This is a genomic window from Streptococcus infantis, assembly GCF_047464415.1.
Classification (GTDB): domain Bacteria; phylum Bacillota; class Bacilli; order Lactobacillales; family Streptococcaceae; genus Streptococcus; species Streptococcus infantis_AE.
Genome location: NZ_JASHBX010000010.1, coordinates 1 through 22,803 on the forward strand (window position 1 = coordinate 1; position 22,803 = coordinate 22,803).

At 38.7% G+C, this 22,803-nt stretch carries 15 protein-coding genes; all 15 read right to left on the minus strand.

The window, feature by feature from the left end:
• A partial coding sequence (locus QM460_RS06880) for an accessory Sec-dependent serine-rich glycoprotein adhesin (protein WP_414289624.1) occupies positions 1 to 2,791 on the minus strand: 2,791 nt, incomplete at its 3' end.
• A gap of 667 nt (positions 2,792 to 3,458) precedes the next feature.
• Complete coding sequence (locus QM460_RS06885; RefSeq protein ID WP_414289625.1) at positions 3,459 to 10,010, minus strand: SIALI-17 repeat-containing surface protein; 6,552 nt, start codon at positions 10,008 to 10,010, stop codon at positions 3,459 to 3,461.
• Between the two features lie 323 nt (positions 10,011 to 10,333).
• Positions 10,334 to 11,218, minus strand: a complete 885-nt coding sequence (locus QM460_RS06890) for an ROK family protein (protein ID WP_075228292.1) — start codon at positions 11,216 to 11,218, stop codon at positions 10,334 to 10,336.
• A 15-nt stretch (positions 11,219 to 11,233) separates the two neighbouring features.
• A complete protein-coding gene (locus tag QM460_RS06895; RefSeq protein ID WP_049510413.1) occupies positions 11,234 to 12,151 on the minus strand; it encodes a dihydrodipicolinate synthase family protein in 918 nt (305 codons plus the stop codon).
• Between the two features lie 164 nt (positions 12,152 to 12,315).
• Positions 12,316 to 12,966 carry a DUF624 domain-containing protein gene (locus QM460_RS06900; RefSeq protein ID WP_414269892.1) on the minus strand — a complete coding sequence of 217 codons (651 nt, stop codon included), beginning with the start codon at positions 12,964 to 12,966 and terminating at the stop codon, positions 12,316 to 12,318.
• A 20-nt stretch (positions 12,967 to 12,986) separates the two neighbouring features.
• Positions 12,987 to 13,439: a YhcH/YjgK/YiaL family protein gene (locus QM460_RS06905; protein WP_371561377.1), complete on the minus strand. Its 453-nt coding sequence runs from the start codon at positions 13,437 to 13,439 to the stop codon at positions 12,987 to 12,989.
• A gap of 200 nt (positions 13,440 to 13,639) precedes the next feature.
• Complete coding sequence (locus QM460_RS06910) at positions 13,640 to 14,482, minus strand: carbohydrate ABC transporter permease (protein ID WP_001183246.1); 843 nt, start codon at positions 14,480 to 14,482, stop codon at positions 13,640 to 13,642.
• Between the two features lie 15 nt (positions 14,483 to 14,497).
• Positions 14,498 to 15,364, minus strand: a complete 867-nt coding sequence (locus QM460_RS06915) for a carbohydrate ABC transporter permease (protein ID WP_075227343.1) — start codon at positions 15,362 to 15,364, stop codon at positions 14,498 to 14,500.
• Positions 15,365 to 15,597: 233 nt separating this feature from the next.
• The gene (locus QM460_RS06920; RefSeq protein ID WP_000669443.1) at positions 15,598 to 16,923 is read right to left on the minus strand and encodes an ABC transporter substrate-binding protein; all 1,326 of its coding nucleotides are present in this window, start codon (positions 16,921 to 16,923) and stop codon (positions 15,598 to 15,600) included.
• A 117-nt stretch (positions 16,924 to 17,040) separates the two neighbouring features.
• Positions 17,041 to 17,739, minus strand: coding sequence for an N-acetylmannosamine-6-phosphate 2-epimerase (locus tag QM460_RS06925; RefSeq protein ID WP_001135656.1), 699 nt, complete (start codon positions 17,737 to 17,739; stop codon positions 17,041 to 17,043).
• A gap of 298 nt (positions 17,740 to 18,037) precedes the next feature.
• Positions 18,038 to 19,168: a tyrosine-type recombinase/integrase gene (locus tag QM460_RS06930; protein ID WP_414289626.1), complete on the minus strand. Its 1,131-nt coding sequence runs from the start codon at positions 19,166 to 19,168 to the stop codon at positions 18,038 to 18,040.
• Between the two features lie 54 nt (positions 19,169 to 19,222).
• Positions 19,223 to 19,564 (minus strand): DUF771 domain-containing protein, encoded by a 342-nt coding sequence (locus tag QM460_RS06935; protein WP_414289627.1) that lies wholly within the window; start codon positions 19,562 to 19,564, stop codon positions 19,223 to 19,225.
• A 63-nt stretch (positions 19,565 to 19,627) separates the two neighbouring features.
• On the minus strand, positions 19,628 to 20,863 hold the full coding sequence (locus tag QM460_RS06940; RefSeq protein ID WP_414273895.1) for a replication protein RepA: 1,236 nt from the start codon (positions 20,861 to 20,863) through the stop codon (positions 19,628 to 19,630).
• Between the two features lie 188 nt (positions 20,864 to 21,051).
• The gene (locus tag QM460_RS06945; protein WP_414289628.1) at positions 21,052 to 21,636 is read right to left on the minus strand and encodes a hypothetical protein; all 585 of its coding nucleotides are present in this window, start codon (positions 21,634 to 21,636) and stop codon (positions 21,052 to 21,054) included.
• On the minus strand, positions 21,633 to 22,802 hold the full coding sequence (locus QM460_RS06950) for a cell division protein FtsK (protein ID WP_414289629.1): 1,170 nt from the start codon (positions 22,800 to 22,802) through the stop codon (positions 21,633 to 21,635). The genes QM460_RS06945 and QM460_RS06950 overlap by 4 nt, the downstream gene beginning before the upstream one ends.
• Position 22,803: the final 1 nt, after the last annotated feature.

Sequence of the window (22,803 nt, forward strand, 5' to 3'; positions counted from 1 at the left end):
AGTTACCGGCTGGTACCAATACATAAGTCTTACCATCTTTTTCGATTTCTTTTGGACGGTTGTCTACTACTGTATCGTAAGCTGAATCAACTGGTTCTTTATCCATATCCGTTACAGAAGCTTTAAGTTCATTGCCTTCTGTATCTTTATAGTGTACATAGACACTACCATTCACTTCTTTATAAACATAAGTGATAGTTGATTTTGGTTTAGTAACCTTACCTGTAACTGGGTCAGACTTTTCAAGGTGTCCATTCTCATCAACCTTACCTACAGGATAATCCCCCTTCGGTACGATCTTATAGGTCTTACCATCTTCTGCCTTGATGAAGTTAGGTTTTTCACCTTCTTCAGTAGTGTTATATGGTGTATCGTATGGTGAGTTTGGTGTGTCTTGACGAGGTTTTTGAATCTCTTTACCCTTCTCATCCACGTAAGTAATAACTACTTCACCTACTTTAAGTTTGTAGATGAAAGTTACATTCTTATCCTCTTTAGTAACTGCACCTGTTGTTGGGTCTGATGATGTAAGATGTCCTTGGTCATCAACTTCACCTACTGTGTAGTTACCAGCTGGGACTAACTCGTAAGTCTTACCTTCGAATGTAATCTCGTTCGGACGATTGTCTACAACTGTATCGTAGGCCTTATTAACTGGTTGGTCTTTTTCATCGGTTACATCTGGCTTAATAGTCTTACCTTCTGTATCTTGATAATGCACGTAAACATTACCTGTAGCATCTGTTTTACGGTAGTAGTGAGTTACATCGGTAGAAATTTGTTTAATAGAAGGAAGTGAGTAGTTATTGAAGAATGATGGATAGCCTGAAGCTTTATCTCCTGGTGTATTCCCACCAATGATGTTGGAAGTGTTGTTTCGAACCGGATCGACATCTGCTGAGAATTGTGGTGAGGCTGTAAAGGCATCCCCTGTGGCTTTATTGTACCAACCACTCAAGCGCACATTCCCATTTCCACTATCAGTATATGTTTGTACACGAAGATGGTATTGTCCATCCTTACTGTCAACATATCCCAGATCATTTAAGGCATCTTTTGTTCCAGCAGGTGTTGGCTTACCTCCTGGTTTAACAGGATCTGAGGTATACAACAATGTATAGTTATCTAAATTAAGATTATTTACATCAGTTGCCGGGCTATATGATGACACCTTCGAAGGATCTAAAGCATACAATTTAACAACAGATGTCCCATCTTTATCGACTTGTTCTACAATACGTTTCACATAGTAGTGAGCGCGCCCACCCTGAAGTTCTAGGTACTTAGCTCCAACACCACCGAGTGATCCAGTCATGTCTTTTTCTGATTGAGTACGTGTAAATTCGTAACCTTCAAATGTACGCGGATTAGAGGCGTGATAAGTTTGGCTTTCAATACCAGTTTGAGCGTATGAAGCCAATTCCTCATCTGTACCCTCAACTTTATAGTGAGTTGTATGGGTTACTTTTTCAGTTGGAACGACTGTTTGAACATTTGGTTTTGTATCCCCAACATTTCCTGGTTTGATTGTGTCACGAATTTGAAGAATATGGTGTTTATATCTATCATCTAAAGTAGGACCAGCATCACGGTTATTCGTCCATGTTCCTAGAATCTGTGAAGCTTCTCCAGAAGTATAGTCAAATTGAGGTGCGTAAGTTGGATTTGCTTGCACCAAGGTCTTAAATTGGTAAGTTGACTTGGCAGTCATATCCAAAGTTTCTACTTCTTTACCCGTAGCTTTTTCTACCAAACGGGCATGAACAATCGGAGTAGTTGTAGTTCCAATAGCTGAGCGATCAACTGAGAATGTTACATAGTAACCACCATTACTGTATGTGAAACCACCTTGATCAGCAGGACCTGCCCAGTTTTGAAGATCCCAGATTGAATAGGTATAGCGTTCTTCATTTGGATCCAATTTGTAGTTTGGATTGTCCAAGGATGGATCTTCAATTGAAGCACCATTTGGTTGGTCCATTGGTTCTAATACAGATGGTGCGGTAAGAGTAGTTGACGTTGAAATAGCGTCCAATTGTGCAGAGACTGCTGGTGATCCGTTAACAGTAGTGTTACCTTCAAAACCTGCCACTGTTAAGACTGCCATCAGCTCATCCACTGACTTGCTCAAACGTGCTCGTTGATCTGCATAAGCTTGAGCAGTTGCATTGGCTAAACTAGTGCTTGCAGACAATTCTGATTGAACCTTAGCAACAGCTGCATGGATCGCTGCTTTTTGATCTGCATCTTGATGGTTTGATGCATATTTTTCAGCGATGTTAATCAACAAAGCTGCTTCAGAAGCATTTTGTTCCAAGATCGCTTTGTCTTCAGACACAGGAGCATCTTCAACTAGTTCAGATGAAACCACTGTATCTTCTTTTATTTCAGTAGCAGATTCATTTAGAGTTGCTGATTGGTCCGTAGAACCTTGCCCACTCAATGATTCTGACTCTGATGTAACCGCAGGTGCACTAACCAAAGCTGATGCAGTAGTTGCATCCTTTCCTAGCTCATCTGCATGACCAGTATGTACAAGCGATGTCGCACTAAGAACAGCTGCGGCCACGACGATCCCTTTTAAGAATCCTCGACTTGTCAATCCCTTTTCTGACACCGCATCTTCATGTACTTCGGCTACAATAGTCTCTTCGACTTGACCACGAATCACTTTTAGAAGCCCAAAGTTCGAAGTAGATGCGCGCAACCAATTCTTACCCGACTTAATTAATTTGAACCGAGTCACTCGATCGGTTTCACGGAATTCACCGTTTGAACGTTTAAAAAACATTGCAGTCTCCTTTTTTTATTATTATCCACCCTCATTATACATGATTAGTAGACAAAGGCAAGAAATTTGACCGTAAATCACTTAAATACTATAAAAAGGAGAAGTTCGGTACAAAAGCTGTAAAATACCGACATTTTAAAGTTGTGAAAAATTGTAAAAGTAGACACTTATGTACAAAGATAATCACTCTTCTAAGGACTTATTCCATGCTATACCGATCATGAACGAGATCTCCACTATGCTTGCCGGATAGAATAGTAGAAAATGCAATCCAAGCTGTCTCGAATCTGTTATAAAAGCATAAATATGTATAACTAGCAGTCTATGAATAGTTTATTCACTCTTGAAAGGCAGTTGCTTGAGTCTAGCCTTTCTAGAGATTTACATCCTTGTGAAACTTGGTTACATCACTAAGAAGCAAATGCCTAGCATTCTAAACCTTGACCAAATTCTAACTCACTACAGTTGACAAAGAGCCCCAAAAAAGCGAACAAGACGGAATTCCGATTCTCAGAAAACTCGTTTTGCTCGCTTTTTATAATTGAGATTAGTTATTGGTTTCAATCTCTAAAGTTTGGACAATTATTACAGTAGTTTCTTTAATATTCTGCAATAATTTCCACAAAATCTATACTTTCTCAACAGTATTTCTTGAGTTTGACAGATTCTATTCGTCTTCTTTTTTCTTCCCCATTGCAGCTAGGCCAAGAAGTGCTCCTACAGCTCCCAAGCTTGCAAGGGTAGCAGTTTCTTTAGCGCCTGTTTCAGGGAGAATATTTTGACGATTTGCAGGTGCTTGATAAGTCTTATCTGGTGATATTGCCTGAGCCACATGCGACTGTTCATCCTTGTGTGTAGCGACTTCATGAATAGCTGCTTCTGAACCATTTACACCACCAGTAAATCCTGGAACTTGATGGATAGGCGCTTCCCCACCAGAAACTCCTCCTTCAAAGTTTGGAACTCTGTGGACAGATGCTTCAGAGCCATTCACACTACCAGTAAACTCTGGTACTTCATGGATAGCTGCTTCAGAGCCATTCACACCACCAGTAAACTCTGGTACTTCATGGATAGCTGCCTCAGAGCCATTTACACCACCAGTAAACTCTGGTACTTCATGGATAGCTGCTTCTGAACCATTTACACCACCAGTAAACTCTGGCACTTCATGGATAGCTGCCTCTGTTTTGCCTGATTCTTCTTTCTTAGTTCCGACTAGCACAATCTCATCTTGTGCTGCTTCAAGAACTTCGCTAAGTTTTTTAGTACGGCTTCCATCTGGTGCTACTTCGGTTAAGATACGTTCCTTGCCTGCGCGACCTACCTGAGTTACGCGAGTTTCACCTTCTGGAAGAGTTGGATCTTCTCGTTTAACAGTCTTGAAGTTGAGAGCTTCTTCTACTACCTCAAGGCTTGGTTGACTAAAGCTCAATTCTTTAACACCTTCAGTCGGAAGATTTGAATGTTTTACTTCCTCTTTCGGAGTCGCTTGAAGCTGATTGATAGAAGTTAGAGCTGCTTGCAAGGCCTTATCAACTGCATCCTGACTTTTAGCTGCTTCGATAGCAGTAAGAGCCTGTTCTGACAACTCAACTAGTTTCTTCTTAGCTTCTTTATCGCTGCCTAGTTCCTTGCTCTTGTTTTGAATGGCTTCTGCCAAGCTTGCCATAGCCTTATCATAGTTAGGCTCTTCTGGTTGGGCTGGTTGCTCTGGTTTTGGTTCCTCTTTTGGAGTCGCTTGAAGTTGGTTGATAGAAGTTAAAGCTGCTTGCAAGGCTTTATCTACCGCATCCTGAGTCTTGGCTGCTTCGATCGCTGCAATTGCTTGCTCTGATAACTCGACTAGTTTCTTCTTAGCTTCTTTATCGTTGCCTAGTTCCTTAGTCTTGTTTTGAATAGCCTCTGCCAAACTTGCCATGGCCTTATCATAGTCAATCTTAGGCTCTTCTGGTTGGGCTGGTTGCTCTGGTTTTGGTTCCTCTTTTGGAGTCGCTTGAAGTTGGTTGATAGAAGTTAGAGCTGCTTGCAAGGCTTTGTCTACCGCATCCTGAGTCTTAGCTGCCTCAATAGCAGTAAGAGCTTGCTCTGATAACTCAACTAGTTTCTTCTTAGCTTCCTTATCATCACCTAGTTCTTTGGTCTTGTTTTGAATGGCCTCTGCCAGACTTGCCATAGCCTTATCATAGTTTGGCACTTCTGGTTGGGCTGGTTGCTCTGGTTTTGGTTCCTCTTTTGGAGTTGCTTGAAGTTGGTTGATAGAAGTTAGAGCTGCTTGCAAGGCTTTGTCTACCGCATCCTGAGTCTTAGCTGCCTCGATAGCAGTAAGAGCTTGCTCTGATAACTCAACTAGTTTCTTCTTAGCTTCCTTATCATCACCTAGTTCCTTGCTCTTGTTTTGGATGGCCTCTGCCAGACTTGCCATAGCCTTATCATAGTTTGGCTCTTCTGGTTGGGCTGGTGTTTCTTCGACACCGTAGTTTTCTTCCTTATCAAGGATCGTTTGCAAGGCTGTAGCTGTTTTGAGAACTTCTTGTGGTTTAGCATCGCTTGCTGAAAGTTGCTCTGATAATTTGTCCAAGTTTGACTTGAAGGCTTGACGCGCCTCTGGAGTGTTCTTCAAGCTTGCTTGGTCAAATTTATCCAATTCATCCTTCCAGTTCTTCATAGCTTGAAGCAACTCTTCTTTGGTATAAAGAGCACTATCTTCTCCATGAGTGATAAACTGGTCAACTTGGATACCAATATTTCTCGTAGTATCATTACGTTTTGGATCCAATTGCAAGGTTACAGCATGCCAACCTTCTTCGAGTCCTGTTAGACGAACGAGAGTCTGATCACCTTGACGTGTGGCAGCTGTACCACTGAAGTACTTCTTACCGTTGTATTCAGACGCATTACCTAGGCCATCTTGATACTCGACTCTTCTACCGTCTAACGTCACCTTGTAGATACCATGACCTGGGTCTACAAAACCTTTAATTTCTAAACCTGTACCGTAGAAGTAAGCTGTTACACTAGCATTTTTCTTTTGCTCTTCAGTCAAACGACCAAATGATGCCCAAGACTCAGTGTTTTGGTATTTGCCAGAAGAATTGGTTTCATGATGCCAACCTGGGCTATAGTCAAGTTGACTGGCCTGATCATCATGACTGACTTGATCCTTTTGAAGCAATTCAGCTTTCATCACTCGAATCGTTGCTTCTGAAGCAAAGCCAAGCAAAGCTTCGTCTGAAGCGCTTGTCATTTTCACTTTGAAGTCAAAGATAGAATCAGCTTGCTCCGTAAAGTCAATTGTTGGAATTGTCAAAGTCTTTTCTGTTTCACCTTCTTGGAAGGTCAAATCAGCTGTTGTATCCTTATAAACCTTACCGTGAACCCCTGTTCCTGGTTCAGTCACGACATGGACTGTTGCAGCTCCTTTGCTACCACCAACACGTTTAATGGTTACAGTAACTGGTTGGCCTTTTTGAACTTCATAGGTAGTTTCTTTCAACTCAAACATACCTTTACCAGCATTATTGAGCGTGTAGATACCTTCAGTTGCAATAGCTTTGCCAGTTTTGTTGACGAGTTTGATGGTGTGTTCACCTGGAGCCAAGTCATCTGTCTCATAAACCATCTGGCTACGTTTACGAGCCGCATTATTAGTTTGTACGTCTGCAACCTTTTGACCATCCACATAAACTGACATTTCACCGTGATTTGGATCCACTGTAGATACGACATAAGCCTTAGTTCCATTGAAACGGTAGGTTACGCTAGCATCTTTTTGATTGGTCCACATGGATGTTCCACGGACGCCTTCGGATTCGTCATACCAGGTTGTATTTGCTTTATCAGCTGTTGTATTTGAATGGTAATCCAAGCCTAGAGGATAACCATCTGTTTTTTCGATGCTACTTGGTGTCTTATAAACAGAGAAGTTTGTCAAAATAGGAGTTGCTTGTGAATTCGTGATAGTCACACGAATCTTTTGTGCTTCAATAGGTTGACCTTGGACAAGACGACGATAACCAACAGTCGAACCTTCTCCATATGGAACCCAGCGACCATTGAGCTCAACTTCAACCTTAAATCCAGAGATACGTTGACCTTTAGCGATATCTTCTTTGAGTTCGACTACGTCAAAGCGTCTCTTTTGACCGAGATCGACAGTAAACTCACCTGTCTTGGCATCATTTGACAATGCCCAACTAGTATCATCCTTACCATCTGTTAGGTTGCTTGCTTGGTACAAGTGATTCTTACGAGTAGAGCTTGCAGTTACAGTTGCTCCCTTGGCGAAGTCAGTCGCATACATTTGATCCAAGGTTGCTCGGAATTCTTTCAAGCGAGCAACGTCTGCATCTGCGAATTTACCTTCTTTATTTGGTGGAATATTGAGGAGAAGTGGCGTTCCACGACCAACAGACTTGAAGTAGATATCCATCAAATCTTTGATTGATTTTGGTTGTTGATTGTCATGGTAGAACCAACCTGAACGAATAGAAACGTCTGCTTCACCGACAGAGTACATATCTCCTTCTGGGTCTCCATGGTTGAGATATTCATTCTTCACATCGTCAGTAATTTTAGCTTTCTTAACCTTATGCCAAACTGGATCTCCAGCGATACCACGTTCATTACCAATCCAACGGACACTTGTCGGTTGTGCAGAGAAGATAGCGATATCTCCTTCAGCTTCCTTGATGTACTTGAACCATTCGTCAAAGGTGTAGGTTACTTTTTGAGCTCCGCTACCACGCGCACCGTCCATCCAAACTTCGATGAACTTACCATTATTTCCGTATTTAGGATTGCCAAGGATTTCTTTCAGTTGGTTGAGGTAGTATTCGTTGTACTCTTTTTCAGTTGAAACATGATATTTAGGGTTATTGGCATCCCATGGTGATAGGTAAACACCCATATTCATGTCATATTTCGTTGCTGATTTAGAGATTTCTTCGAGAAGGTCTCCCTTGCCGTCTTTCCATGGACTTGCAGCTACCGTATGGTCTGTGTATTTAGATGGGTAAATTACAAATCCATCGTGGTGTTTGACAACCATGATTGTTCGTTTGAACCCAGCATCCTTCAAAGTCTTAATCCACTGGTCTGTATCAAGGTTTGTCGGGTTAAAGTTTTGAGGATTTTCTCTACCATTTCCCCACTCAGAGTTGGTGTAAGTGTTCATACCATAGTGGATGAAGGCAGCCAATTCTTCCTTGTGGTAGTCCAATTGGGCCTTGCTTGGTAGTGGTCCATAGTTTCCAATTTCTGTTTCTTCGTCTTTTGGATCCACTACTGGAGTTGCAGGAGTTACTGGTTTTGGATCTTCAATTTTTTCGTATTCAAAAATAACTTGATTCACTCCTTTATGTTGGATTGTTGCTTCTTGGCTTGCCTTGACTGCACGGTAGCCTGCAATTTCTTTGGCTTGGAATCTGTGAACAAAGGAAACTTCATATTCTTTACCATCGTTATTATCCACAGTCGCAGTTGCTAATTCTTGGTCGGTACCTTTCAAACGATAATGAACGTCAAAGGAACCTTTATTGACCTTATAAACAACCTTGATAACGCGAGTTCCTGCAGGAGCCTTGCTCACAACACTATAATCATCTTCCCAAGCGTCTTTTAGTTGCTTATTGACAGTTTTGCCGTCAATCGATACAATCTCATATTTTTCTTTATTCTTCTTGAAGAAGTCAGTCTTTTCAATTTCTGTTTTATAGTTATAGTCGAACTGAGTTCCAACTTCTGTCTTTTCAACAAAAGTATCGTTTTCTTTGACTGGATTATCATTTTGGTCTAGGTGTTCGACAACAACTCGTCCATAATCAACACCTTCAAGAAGAGTCGCTACACCACTTTCATCGAAGGAATATTTGTTTTCACCGATAACAGCTGTCTTATTTCGAAGCATTTCTCCCTCTGGAGTGAAGTAATAACGATTGCCGTTATCGCCTTGATACCAACCTTTAACACCGTATTTGTCAATGATTTCTTTGACCCATGCTAATTGTTCTGGTGAGAGGACAAGCCCTCCTCCAAAGCGATCTTTTTCAGCAATGTTTGCATTATCGACAGTTCCACGTTGGTGGATCCCAATGACCTTACCATCACCGTTGATAATTCCACCACCTGAAAGACCTGATACAGAAGTCAAACGATAAGTGACACCAACTGTTCCCTTATCATCATACTTTTCAGTACCTTTAACAACACCGTCCGCCTTATACAATTGACCTGGAACAATTGGTTCCTTCAATTCTGGAGAAGTTGAATCTGTAGGGTAACCGATGATGCTAACAGGTTCTCCAGCTTTGTATTCTCGATGTTCTGCTAAAGGAGTAAAGGTAGCTGCCTTATTTGGACTTGCAATTGAAAGTGGAACTGGAGCTACAACCAAGGCTAGGTCATTCTTATAGCCTTCACCGAATTTTTCTTTATTCCAGAAATGAATATCCTTTTCCTTGAACAAAACAGTATTTCCTGAGCTTGGCAAAGAATTATTCTTAGCAGTATTTGAACCTACATTGTAGTAGAACTTAGCCGTATCACCACCACGGATAGATCCCGCATTAGTATCCGCATCCTTGACTAAGAAGTTGTGGGCCACTGTCAAGATGACATTTGGAGCAACAAAGATACCTGAACCTGAGTTAAGGTATCGCTGACTACCGCCATTGGCCAAAGGTGAGCTAAAGATTGAATAAACCATAGTAGCAGATGTAGCTGGTTGACCGTCATAATTGATATGCTTAAGGTCTTGTCCGCCATTGATAATGGCTCTATTTTCTTTTCCAGCTTCAGATGGAGCTGCTTCTGTAGGTTTCAAAATGCTCTTAGTCTCTACTTGTGGACTTTCTTTCTCTGAAACAATAGCTGCAGTATCCATTTTTTTCACTGGTGTATCAGGATAAGCACGATCAGGGATTTCTTCAGGGAGTAAATCACTAGCCACTTCAGCAGTTTTTCCTTCCTCTGCCACCTTCTCGACAGCAGGTTCTGTTTTTTCAGTTACTTCTTCTTTGACTGCTTCTTCTTTTTCATGATCTACATCTGCCACTTCTTTTGCTTGACTATCTACTTCAAGTTTTGGTTCTGTCACAAGTTCACTAGCCGCAACATTACCAGATGCAAAAAAAGCAAGACCGACTGCTACAGAAGCAACACCAACAGTCAGTTTACGAATACTAAATATTCGACCTTTTTCTAAAAAATATTGTTTCATCAAATACTCCTAATCTTCTAGAGCAGTCAGCTACTGCCCAAGCCCAGCTTTAGCTGGCGACATTTTTTGTTTGATTCCCTAGCTTAAAATTCTTTCTCTGAGCTATTTATTTTGAGTAAATATAAGGTTGTAGAAATCGCTTACATTTTCTAAAAAATAAAATAATGCTTCCTTTAGCAAGAATTTTTCTAGAGTTTTCGCATTATTATAAATATACTATGTTATATTAAAAAATGCAAGGGTTTTCAAAGTTTTAACTAGATTTTTACTAAATGATTATTTTACTGTTTATGACTAAAAAATCCTAAATTGGCAAGGCCAACTTAGGATTGTTTTGTTTTGAAGTGATAGTAAGCTCCAAGCATACCCGCAGTATTTTGATGACGCGCAAATTCTAATCTTGTTTTTTCCGCTAAACTTGGAACAAGCGCATCTTTCAGAGCTGTACGAATTTTCGGTTTCAAAATCGCTTCCTGCCCCATAATACCACCACCTAGTATAACAACCTCTGGATTGGCAACATAACAAATGTTAGCAAGACCTTTCCCAAGATAGTCTACCATACGGTCAATTCCCTCCATACAGAGTTTATTGCCTTCTGTAGCTTCTTTGAAAATCCTACGACCATTCCAATGGGCTACTTCTTCATCATGAGCCTTAGCTACATACTCAACCAAGGCAGTTGTAGAAGCTAAATCTTGGAAAGCCCCATCTTGCATATGCATATAGCCAACTTCACAGGCAGAATTACTAAATCCATGGAAAATCTGGCCGTCAATGATTAAGCAACCGCCGATACCTGTTCCGATGGTCAAACATAGCGTTATTCCTGCACCTTTTCCAGATCCAGAAACAGCTTCTGCTAGCCCTGCACAGTTGACATCATTTTCAATTTCACAAGGAACTTGGAAACTTTCTTCAATTTCTTTCTTAAATTGAGTCCCTGCATAGTTCGGGATCTGTGGACCAGCATAGAAAATCTCACCCTTATCAGGATCAACCATTCCCGCTGAGGAAATAGCCACACCAGCCACCGGTCCTTTTTCTAGATAGCTAGCGACAATATCTTTTGTTTTCTGTAAGATATGTGGACCGCCCTTATGAGCCTCAGTCGCTACTTCGTGAGACTCAACAAGTTGTCCATCTTGGTCAATCAAACCGTATTTGATATTAGTTCCACCAATATCAATTGCAACGTAATTAGTCATAAAGCCTCCTATTGATTAGAGGAAACGCTCCTTAGTTTCACGAATCAATTGAGCAGCTGCTTCTACAACTGGACGATCTTCTTCGGTCACTGGTGTAAGTGGAGAACGAACTGATCCGATATTAAGTCCTTCATTGATTTTCAAGACTTCTTTGATAACGCCATACATGTTTCCATGCGCAGCAGTCAATTTACCAATGATAGCGTTGATAGCATATTGCAATTCACGCGCTGTTTCTAGGTCTTTGTCTGCAATCAATTGGTTGAGTTTCAAGAAGAGTTCTGGCATAGCACCATAAGTACCACCGATACCAGCTTTTGCACCCATGAGACGTCCACCTAGGAATTGTTCATCTGGACCGTTAAAGACGATATGATCATCACCACCAAGACTAACAAAAGTTTGGATATCTTGAACTGGCATTGAAGAGTTTTTAACACCGATAACACGTGGGTTCTTCAACATTTCTGTGTAAAGACTTGGAGTCAAAGCAACACCTGCCAATTGAGGAATGTTATAGATAACATAGTCTGTGTTTGGTGCTGCTGCACTGATGTCGTTCCAATATTTTGCTACTGAGTATTCAGGCAAACGGAAGTAAATTGGTGGGATTGTTGCGATAGCATCTACTCCCAAGCTTTCTGCATGACGAGCAAGTTCGATACTGTCTTTAGTATTGTTGCAAGCCACGTGAGCAATAATTGTCAATTTACCTTTAGCAACTGCCATGACTTCTTCCAAGATCAATTTGCGGTCTGCTACGCTTTGGTAGATACATTCACCTGAAGAACCGTTGACATAAAGTCCTTGAACACCTTTATCAATAAAGTATTGCACCAAAGCACGAGTACGTTCTGGGCTTACTTCGCCCGCATCATCATAACATGCGTAGAAGGCAGGAATGACGCCTTCATATTTTTTTAAATCTGACATAGATTTCTCCTAAGATTTCTTATTATCTGCTCTGGGCAGATGATTTTTTACTATTTTAGTATACACCTTGTAAAAAGCGCTTTCAATACATCCAAGCCACTTAGATTTTAATTTCTATTCATCTCCCGTAGCTTTTCTTGTTTGAAAGTAGTTTCATATCATTTTCAATCTGCTTGATATTTAGCAAACAATTTTTCCATTAATCCAGCCTGGCAAAAGGCAAGAAGGCCAAAGCCAAAAAGTAGAAATGCTGATCCACCGAGTACTAGAGTAAAGCCTGATAGATAGAGAAGCATCATGATTAATAAAATAATCGCAAACATCAAGAAGAACCACACGAAATTAAAGCTTACCAAGAGCAAGCCCTTTTGAAGAACTTCTTTCCAAGTTAAGTCATAGCGTGCTGCAATTGGATAGCTAGCCAACATCACTAGGGTTAAAAATATCAGAATTCCCAAGCAAATGGCTTTAATGAGCTGAAAGCCTAGGCCTGTTTGCCCCCAGAATAGAGATAAGTCAACCACGCTAATCAGAAAAATTCCTAGTTCCAACAAACCTAACTGGAGGCCTAATTTCAAATTTTGCTTAAAGGCTCTCATATAAGTTCTAAACACAGGAACACGTCGACTACTCTTAACTTCGAAGATTGTCTGATAGAGACTGATCTTTGCTACTCCGATTGTCACAATAGGCAAACAAGACATAACAAAGAGTAGGTTAACCGTCACGATATCTAAAACCTTCTCACAAAATCGCATAAGAAAGTTATCCGTATCGAATGCCGCTTTTATCAATCCAGATCCTTTATGTGCCATTGTTTGCTCCTCCTAACTGACTAATCGATTAAAATTTTAAATAAGTATTTTCGAACTTTATCTTCCATACCTGCATAACCATTAGGTTGATGAGGTTCACCTGGGAAAAAGACTGCAAAATTGTGATAACCCAACAAGAGTGGGTATTGTTCGTGACAATGAACAAAGCCGATATCGCTAGCTTCGTCAAAGGCTACAGCCTCATCTTTGACGCGAGAACCATAGCTAGAGTACTCATGCCCTTCAACCAACAAATGCAAATCTGCATAGTTTTTATGATGCTCAAAGCGATCATTTTCTTCTTTATTGAGAACATTTTCCTGTACAACTAGGAAGACCTTATCTCCATCAATCTCGTATTTGCCTAATTCAAAGCTATCCTTACGATGCTCATAGAGATAATCAATAGCCTTGTCCAGATTTGGGTGAATTCCCTTGTAAAAGCTAATGTTTTTTAAATCATCAAAAATCATAGTAATTTCCTTTACCTGATTGTTACCTTCAGACATACGATGTCTAGCCAGTAAGTTTATAAGTGTCTAACAAAACTTCATGAAGTAAGCAACTCCTCTCCATTTTGTAGACACTTATATATCCTGTATTCTCTTAGTCTATCAACTATACTGCTGCATACTGATAAACAATTTGTACTATATTCAATTTTCGCAGAGGACTATCCTTTGACAGCTCCCATAGTAATCCCTTGAGTAAAGGATTTTTGGAAGACAAGGAAGACTGTTACGATTGGCACAGCTGCAAGGGCAGCCCCTGCCATGATCAAACCGTAGTTAGTTGCCATCTCGGCCTGCATAGTAGCAACCCCGAGTGAGATGGTCAAGTTTTGACGTGAAGTCAACATTACCAATTGCATGAAGTAGTCATTCCAAGTATTGATGAAGGTAAAGATTGCAAGAGCTGCAAATCCTGGCTTCACGATAGGGAAGGCTACACTCCAGAATGTACGAATCTCACCGCATCCATCAATTTTAGCAGATTCGAGCAATTCTGTAGGAATGTTTTCACTGAACTGTTTCATAAGGAAGACCCCGAATGGCCATCCAATCAAAGGCAAGATCACTGCCCAAAGAGTGTCATGGATTCCCATGAAGTTGACGATACGTACCAATGGTACAAGGACAACTTGTTTTGGAAGAGCCATGGCAGCGATAAAGATTGCAAAGAGAATGCGTTGACCATAGAAACGTTTCTTAGCCAATACATAACCTGCTAGTGAAGAGGTTGCACAAACCAAGAACATCGTTACTAAAGAAATGAAGACTGAATTCCACATCCATTGCAAGGCTGGGTTTTGCACCATCAATTGTTGGAAGTTCTCCATAGTTGGAGCTTTAGGGAACCATTGTGGTGGAATCATAATGGTATCTGGTTGTGATTTGAATGCACCTGTCAAGATCCAGTAGAATGGGAAGATAAACAGTACAGTCAACAAGAGCAAAATGATTGTTGAAATAACAGTAAAGGCTGTTAATGGTTTCTTTTGTTGTGTAGGTTGCATAGCTGTCTCCTTTCCTTAGTATTCTACATCGTTTCCGAGGATCTTGAATTGAGCGAAGCTGACAAGGGCAATCATAACTGCCAAGAATACACCAATAGTATTGGCATAGCCATATTCAGTCAATTGGAAGGCTTTTTCGTAGAGGTAGTACATAAGTGTACTTGTTGAGTAGTTTGGACCACCAGATGTCAACAATTGAATCAAGGCGAAACATTGGAATGAGTTGATGGTTGTAATGATTGCGATATAAAGAGTTGTTGGAAGAAGGCTTGGCCATTTAATCTTCCAGAATACTTGGAACTCAGTCGCACCGTCAACACGCGCTGCTTCTACAAGTGAGTTATCAATATTACCCATTGCAGCGATGTAAAGAATGATTGGCTGACCAACTGATGTTGTCAAAAGGATAATCATAATCGCCATCAAAGCCCAGTTTTTATCTCCCAACCAAGAAATGTTTTGGCTGATGATGTGGCTTGACTTAAGCACGAAGTTCAAAATACCTGATAGTGGATCGTAGATCCATTTCCATACTACTGTTACGGCAACACTACCTGTTACTACTGGAAGGAAGAAGACGAAACGGTAGAAAGATCTAGCGATGGCATTTTGTTGGTAAGTTTGTGATGCTACAAAGAGCGAGAAGAGTACTACGACTGGTACAGATCCGATTACCAAGATTACGGTATTAATCAAAGATTTTGTAAAGACAGGGTCTTTAAACATACGAATGTAGTTGTCCAACCCCACAAACTCAAAGCTAGTCATCGAATAGTTGAAGAAACTTGTGATGAAGCCCATGATCATTGGAGCTAAAACGAAGACGGTAAAGAAGATTAATACTGGTGCTAGGAATGCGTAGGAAATAATAGTTTCCCGCATGCGAATTTTATTGATTTTCACAGTCGGCACCTCACTTTCACATAGTTTTGTTTTTTTGACTGTTATCTGACCCTGATCTAAAATCAAAATGAAATTTTTCTAAGATTCGTCAATGTAAAAACTTCATTTTAATTTTGACCTGTCAGTTGCTTCTATTTCAAACAAAAGTCCCCCTTTTCATACACAGATATGCTCAGGGAAAAGGGGGGAACTCAGTTTTTATTTAGGGCTTATTATTTAGCTGCTTTTTTGATTGTTTCATTCGCTTTTTCAGTGAATGCTTTCAATGCTGCAGCAGGTTGTTCGTCACCATTTGATACAGCTTGCAACATTGGGAACCAAAGTGTTCTCATTTCAGCAAATCCGTCGATTGTGTTGTAGTATGGTGAGTAGTATTGAGTCCAGCTACCGATTGTTTCCATACGTTTGTCATCATAAAGTTTTCCAAATGAAGTACGAACTGGGAATGCTCCTGTACGAACTACGTCTTTAGGACCCCATTCTTTGTCATCTGCGATGAATTGGATGAATTTCTTAGCTGCTGCGACTTTCTTTTCGTCTTTGTTGTTAAATACTGCAAATCCGTTTACAAGGTATTCAAGAGCTGGTTTACCTGAATCAGATGGGAATGGTACTTCTACCACTTCAACTTTACTTGCTTCCAAAAGTTTAGCTTGGATACCATTTTGAGCTGGTGCCCAAAGGATTGTGTAAGAAGTTTGACCGTTCGCAAAGTTTTGGATGTCTGCTCCACCGTCAAATTGTGAACCATTGTTCAACAAACCATCTTTGATCCAGCTAGATGCTTTTTCAAGACCTTTAACGAATTTAGGATCGTCAGTTGTATATTTAGTTACTTCTTTATCAGTTACAGAACCGCCATAAAGGTTAGCGATGAAGGCACGTGTTCCTTGGTCTCCCCCTTGACCTGAACTGAACAATGAACCTGGTGTATATCCTTTATCTTTAAGCGCTTTCAAAACTTTTTCAAAGTCATCAGTTGTCCAACCTTCTTTTACAAGGTTTGCAACTCCTGCATCTTCCAACATTTTCTTGTTCATAGCCATGTAGAATGGTGCAGAACTGATTGGATACATGTAAGCTTTATCACCAGCTTTACTTGCTTGGATGATGTTTTCGTTGTTGACATCTTTTACAAATTCATCTGTAAAGAGGTCGTTCAACTCAGCCAATTTACCATTTTTACCGTATTGGATGATACGTCCTGGTGCGTCAAAGAGAACGTCTGGCGCAGTTCCTGCTTCGATTGCTGTTGTGATTTTTTCTGGACCAGATTTGAAGTCGATTGTTTCTAGTTTAACTTTAACATCTGGATTTGCTTTTTCAAAAGCTTCGATGATAGATTTTTCATAAGTTCCTACACCATCGCCAGTTTTTTCTTGAGTAAAGACTGGGAATGCCCACCAAGTGATTTCAGTTTTTCCACTGTCACTACCAGAGCTAGCAGCATCTTTGTTTGCATCTGATTTGCCACAAGCAGCAAGAGATAGAACCGCAGCACCCGCAAGTACTGTACAAGCTAGTTTTTTAAATTTCATTTGTATTCTCCTAAATGATGATAAGCGTATCCGAATCGGATAATGAGCAATGTCGACTTTGTATACGTTTTCATTTTTTCCTACTAATCAACCACTCTCCTCGTTTTTTATATTGTGTTATTTAAGACCCGCAACAAATCGTTCCGTAATCTCTTTTGGTCTAGTAATAGCGCCACCAACTACGATACCTCGCACTCCGTAACCTAGGATTTGCTTAGCTTGTTCTGGTGTGTGAATTTTTCCTTCAGCGATGACGTCCACCCCTGCATCACAGAGTTTCTTGATGAGTTCAAAGTCTGGGCCATCCACTTTTGGACTGTAAGAAGTGTAACCTGATAAGGTTGTTCCGACAAAGTCAATTCCCGCTTCAACTGCTGTTAGACCTTCCTCAAAGGTACTTGTATCAGCCATCAAGAGTTGATTTGGATATTTTTCTTTGATCTGACGGATAAATTCTTGAATCTCCAAGCCATCATGACGTTCACGTTTGGTACAGTCAAGAGCAATGACTTCGATGTCAAGAGCTGCTAGTTCATCCACCTCTCTCATAGTCGCTGTGATGAATGGTTCCTGTGGTGGATAATCACGTTTAATAATTCCGATAATCGGAAGTTTAGTGACCTCTTTAATTTCCTTGATATCTCGAACACTGTTTGCTCGGATACCGACTGCACCACCTTGTTCAGCTGCTTTCACCAACAAGGGGATAACTCCTCCCGCTTCTGTGTAGAGCGGTTCATGAGGAAGTGCCTGACAAGAAACGATGATTCCATCTTTGATTTGTTCAATCAAGGCTTCTTTACTAATTTGTGGCATCTACTTTCCTCCTTTTCTTTTCCTTTGTGTTTATGTGACTATTATAGCTTATTATTAAAGCGCTTTCAATAACTTGTGCTAGAATAGATTGAAGTTTCAAAACAATTTTATGCAACAGTTTCTTCTGAAAGTAGTTTCAGGGACCTAAAATCTATCCCAACACCTCTTAAATCTTGAAACCAGCCCTTTTTTCGACTCTTTGTCAACTGTAGTGGGTTGATATAATAGTACTAGACCTTGAGAAATCAAGGTCTTTTTTGAATTTGGTCAATTTTTGGTCAACTTTTGTTAGAAAAAATTATTGACTTAATAATTCTCTAACACGTTTGTTTTCTGATTCTTCTTTTTCCTTGATTAAATGACCATATGTTTGAGTTATTTGTGTAATATCTTTGTGTCCCATATTTGAAGCTATAACCCAGATATCGATTCCATAACCTAACATAATACTTGCGTATGTGTGCCTAATACCTGTAGCTGATAAATCAAGTGGTTTGAGTTTTAACTTCTTGAGATGTTCTCTTAAACGCTTATTCACTTCATGATTTGTAGGAACAACAGTATACACATCGAAAAAGATATGATTTTCTTTATTTTTAATATTTGTTTGTTCAATATCTCTACTTTGAATTTCTTTTAATTGATTCAAAACATTCAATGTTTCTGAATCAATTGGAATAGTTCGAACAGAAGTAGCTGTTTTTGGTGGTCGCCATTCTTGTTTTCGAGGGTCATACCGCCTATATGTTTTGATTTCTTGAGTTTCGTTCAAAATACAGTCCCACGACAACCCTAGCACCTCACCGAAACGCAAGCCAGTTTTTAATTGAGTGAAGAGAAGATAGTCAATAATATTAAACTTCAGTTCAATGTTATGTTTTACTTCTTTCAATAACTTATGATAATCAGCTGAACTCTTGATAGCTTTTTCTTTTTTTATCTTTCGACTTGCTTGCCCTGTAATAACAACACCATCTGTAAAATCAATGATTGATAACTTATCTTTTTTCGCAAATTGAATGACTTTTCTAACTTCCGCATTTAATCGCCGAACTGTATCTTTTCCAACCCTCTTTGCATATTCGTTGATAAATTCTTGATACTCACTAAAATTGATTTTAGTAGCGGATTTATCATTGAAATATTCTAGAATAAGTTTTCCCCTATGTTTATGATGTGCAAGTGTTCCTTCACTTTTGTTTAGGGGAACAATTTGCAGATTATACCATTTCTGCCACAATTGATAGAGAGATATATTTGAATCAATTACATTACCGTTTAATAACTCTAATTCAATTTTACTTGCTTCCAATATTGCTTCTTTTTTCGTTTGAAATCCTGAAGCTGAAGCAACTACTACTTTTTCTTTATTAAAAATCCTATAATCCCAAGTTTTCTTTTTACCTCTTTGTCTATATGAAATTGCCATATGATTATCCTTTCTTTTTAAAAAGATAACCAAGACATCGTCTTGGCTATTATATCATGTTTCTTTCAATAACTCTGAGAAATGCTGTTCAAAAAATGCTCTTGTTTTGGAAGCGAGGAAGATATATTTTCCACCTTGATTCTGAGGATACTTTACAAAACCATCTTTGTTTTTATCAATATCGATTTTTGAGCGAATATCAGACCGATAAAGAACATTTTCTAACAGCCAAGGTCGAGAGACTGAAACCATCTCTAAAACCTCTGATAGGCTCATATATTGTCCCTGTGAAGCCTTGTTTTTTAAGTCAAGATATTCATCTTTCTCTACTATAATATGTGTACTAGGAAGATTTACTTCCAAATTGTCTATTTTGATTAAAATTTTATCTGTCATATAATTTTTCCTTATTCTATGATAAAATAGAAGTAGAAATAGTATTTATTATTTCCACTAGTTTTAGTTATCGCTGTTTTTTTCTGTTTGGTCGATAGAGGAATCAGCGATTTCTTTTTTTATTTCTGATAAAACATCGTCAGTAACAATATTTATACCTTTACTAATTAATTTTTGAGCAATATCTTCAATACATTGTTTTTGTTCTATTAGCTCAAGATATTGTTTCATTTCAAACGTTAATTCCTTGTACTGATTATCATCAATCTTGACATGATAAACAATGTAATGAATACGTCTATAAAGCTGATTTATAGGGTCGTTTTTCTGTTTATCGGGAGAAACTAACATCTTGTAAATTTGGTATGGACTGAAAATGCTAGAAATATGAACCTTATCCCATAACGCGTATACATTACTATAACGGGCATGGACTTGATTGGGATATACGTCTAAGATTTTCAAAAAAGCTTGATAATCAATATCCCCTTTAAATTCGTCCATAAATAAAATTGATTCCCCCATATAATTATCTAGCCCACCTGTACCATAATCTGATAAAACATAAACATCTTCTATACCAAATATTTCTTTCAATCGGACTTGCATATAACTTTTTCCTGTTCCTGAACCTCCCAAATGCCAATAGACCTTCATTTTCTTGACTAATGGAGCGTTAGCCACTTGCAATTGATAATAATGCTCCTTAATCATTTTTGAAAATTTGCGATAAGATAAATTTTGACGCATGATTTCTTCAGGGGATAGACCTGCTTCAAGTAACTCTTGAATTACTTCTAAGTCTTTTCTTTTTCCTTGTTGATTTGCTTCAATGATACCATGATTCATCATCTGAACAACTGTCGTATGAGCTTTCTCCTCGTGTTTTCCCGTCTTGTTTAGATATGCTATGACTTGTTCACGAGTTCCACGAGTCAGTTCAACATGGATAGTAGGGTAGAGCTTTTTGATAGCTGAAAAACGTGTCTGATTTTTTGCTTCTAAAATCAGATGGGAGTGATGATTACCATTATCTCCTATCTCATAATTTGCAGCTGCTGAACGAGTTTCTTCTTTACCGTCTACCCAGAGATAAATTAGATGTTCAACCATTTCTTCAGGACTATATTTTTTATTCGCTTCAAGATTATTTCGAAATTCTTCTACTTGTTTTCGAGTTTCATCTGAATATTTTTCATCATTAAAACTTGTATCATTAACATCAAAGAGCTTATCAATATTGTTGAGAGTACAACAAAATGAATTCGCTTTAAATTGAGAGTTGAGTTCTTTTGACATAATATAAATTTCCTCCGTTTTTGTCTTTGTCTTGATAGTAAAAAACTCTTTTTGACTTGTCGATTTGTGTCTTTGTCTTTGATGTTGAGTAAAGGTAATACTAGCTTTACTCAACAACCTAGACATATAACGAATCGCGTATATGTGCTGGTGTACCTGCTTACCTTCGGTAGCAGTACACCGCACTATTATTTTTTTCTAAATGCTGTTGAGCTGAATGTTCTACTATTTTCTAGTCTAATGAAATCATTGAATAAGTAACTACTGTCTAGCTGATTTAATTCTCTTTTAGCCTGAGACAATAATTCTTCCATAATATTATAACTTTCACAATTGGCTGGGAAAGTCCATTTTGCAACAGCTCTTTCTTCATAGTAAACAACAGTTAATGATAACAGTGAACGATTCGCTTTTCTGATAATTTCTTGTTTTGTATTACTGTAACGAGAAGATTCTTCAAAACTTGGCTCTACATTTATCTGCCTACAAAATCGTCTCATTTGCCAAGTTGCGACGTATGATTTGATGCTGTTTCTGAAATAATCGAATTCCGCATTACGAGACGCAAAATCTAAAATAATTATAAAAAATAAGATAGAAAATGCACTCACTATAATTAAACGCAATATCCAAATAAACACTACAAAATAATAGAACGATTCTAAATTCATTTGAAAAAATAAAAATAGACTTAGACGCTCCAAAATGAAAGATACAATCCAAATAAAGACTGTAAAATTAATTACATTATATTTATTAAAATAATTTCTCATGTACTTTTTTCCTTTCTAATCGCATAGGTTGGGGTTAAAAGTGGCATAATATGAGTCCGATGCTCACTATCTGTAAACTTGATAATACCTGTACCAATACCTGCAGGGACTACTATATTGTCAACGTTAGTGTTTGGTAGCAAAAATTGGCAAGTATTTGCATTTACTTCACCTAAGATACAAATACAGTTAATTTGTTCACGTACTGCTGTATTACCGCCAAAAGCAGTTGCATCAAAGCGCTGACTTAATAAAATTAGACTAATATTTGTTTGCCTACCCAGCAAAGCAATTGTCCCTAATAATTGAGAAAATGCTTCACGTGCTTGTTTTGAACTCCCCTGCACTAATGCCAATAGCTCATCAATAACAATATAAATACGTTCGAACTTAGTATCTGGTTTTGTTAATAATATCTCTTGACGTTGATACAGTATAGTAATAATTTTTGCGAGTAATGCATTACATTCTGATATAAAACTATTCAAGTTTGAGCCTTTCGTTGGAGAGAACACTTCTAAATTTAACTCTTTAGCTAATAAATAGATATCTGACAATTTAGGGTCAATACAGATGATTTGATTCGTAATAGATTTTAAACAATAAATGAGATATTTAACAAAATGTGTTTTCCCCTGGCCGCTCGACCCACTTATGGCAACGTGGACTACTTTTGTCATGTCAATTCCAACGTGGTTTTCCATTATAGGGATGTGTTTTTCTGATACCTTTTCTTTAATAAAAGTTTGTAAATCATCTATCTTGAGACGAGTTGGGACACCATCAATCCATGGGAAGAAGAAAGCCCGAGCCATGTTTGGATTTGTAGTGTCATAAGGGACGAAGTAGGCATTGTTTTGGGGAAGAAGGGTTTTAAAGGGATAAAGTATACCAGCGAAAATTGCAAAAATATCAAAGTAGAGTTTCTTACTTAAAGAATAACTAACAGGGAGATTGGGGACGTAAAAAACGCCAGAATCATTGCTTGCCACCTTAATATCAAATGAATTTAAATAAGATGATTCATCATTAATATTGAGAGCGTTATTCAAATTTCTCAAAATAAATTGTTCTAATTCGAATTTGTTTTTACCAAATTCAGTAGTGTCAGAAACAACCGCTTCTGACACTTTCTGATTTTGGCTTTTATTCATTAAAAAAGCCATG

Excerpts from the sequence above, each read along its gene's own strand:
- QM460_RS06885 (WP_414289625.1), bottom strand. The coding sequence starts at position 10,010 with ATGAAACAATATTTTTTAGAAAAAGGTCGAATATTTAGTATTCGTAAA.
- QM460_RS06890 (WP_075228292.1), bottom strand. The coding sequence starts at position 11,218 with ATGACTAATTACGTTGCAATTGATATTGGTGGAACTAATATCAAATAC.
- QM460_RS06895 (WP_049510413.1), bottom strand. The coding sequence starts at position 12,151 with ATGTCAGATTTAAAAAAATATGAAGGCGTCATTCCTGCCTTCTACGCA.
- QM460_RS06900 (WP_414269892.1), bottom strand. The coding sequence starts at position 12,966 with ATGGCACATAAAGGATCTGGATTGATAAAAGCGGCATTCGATACGGAT.
- QM460_RS06905 (WP_371561377.1), bottom strand. The coding sequence starts at position 13,439 with ATGATTTTTGATGATTTAAAAAACATTAGCTTTTACAAGGGAATTCAC.
- QM460_RS06910 (WP_001183246.1), bottom strand. The coding sequence starts at position 14,482 with ATGCAACCTACACAACAAAAGAAACCATTAACAGCCTTTACTGTTATT.
- QM460_RS06915 (WP_075227343.1), bottom strand. The coding sequence starts at position 15,364 with ATGCGGGAAACTATTATTTCCTACGCATTCCTAGCACCAGTATTAATC.
- QM460_RS06920 (WP_000669443.1), bottom strand. The coding sequence starts at position 16,923 with ATGAAATTTAAAAAACTAGCTTGTACAGTACTTGCGGGTGCTGCGGTT.
- QM460_RS06925 (WP_001135656.1), bottom strand. The coding sequence starts at position 17,739 with ATGCCACAAATTAGTAAAGAAGCCTTGATTGAACAAATCAAAGATGGA.
- QM460_RS06930 (WP_414289626.1), bottom strand. The coding sequence starts at position 19,168 with ATGGCAATTTCATATAGACAAAGAGGTAAAAAGAAAACTTGGGATTAT.
- QM460_RS06935 (WP_414289627.1), bottom strand. The coding sequence starts at position 19,564 with ATGACAGATAAAATTTTAATCAAAATAGACAATTTGGAAGTAAATCTT.
- QM460_RS06940 (WP_414273895.1), bottom strand. The coding sequence starts at position 20,863 with ATGTCAAAAGAACTCAACTCTCAATTTAAAGCGAATTCATTTTGTTGT.
- QM460_RS06945 (WP_414289628.1), bottom strand. The coding sequence starts at position 21,636 with ATGAGAAATTATTTTAATAAATATAATGTAATTAATTTTACAGTCTTT.
- QM460_RS06950 (WP_414289629.1), bottom strand. The coding sequence starts at position 22,802 with ATGGCTTTTTTAATGAATAAAAGCCAAAATCAGAAAGTGTCAGAAGCG.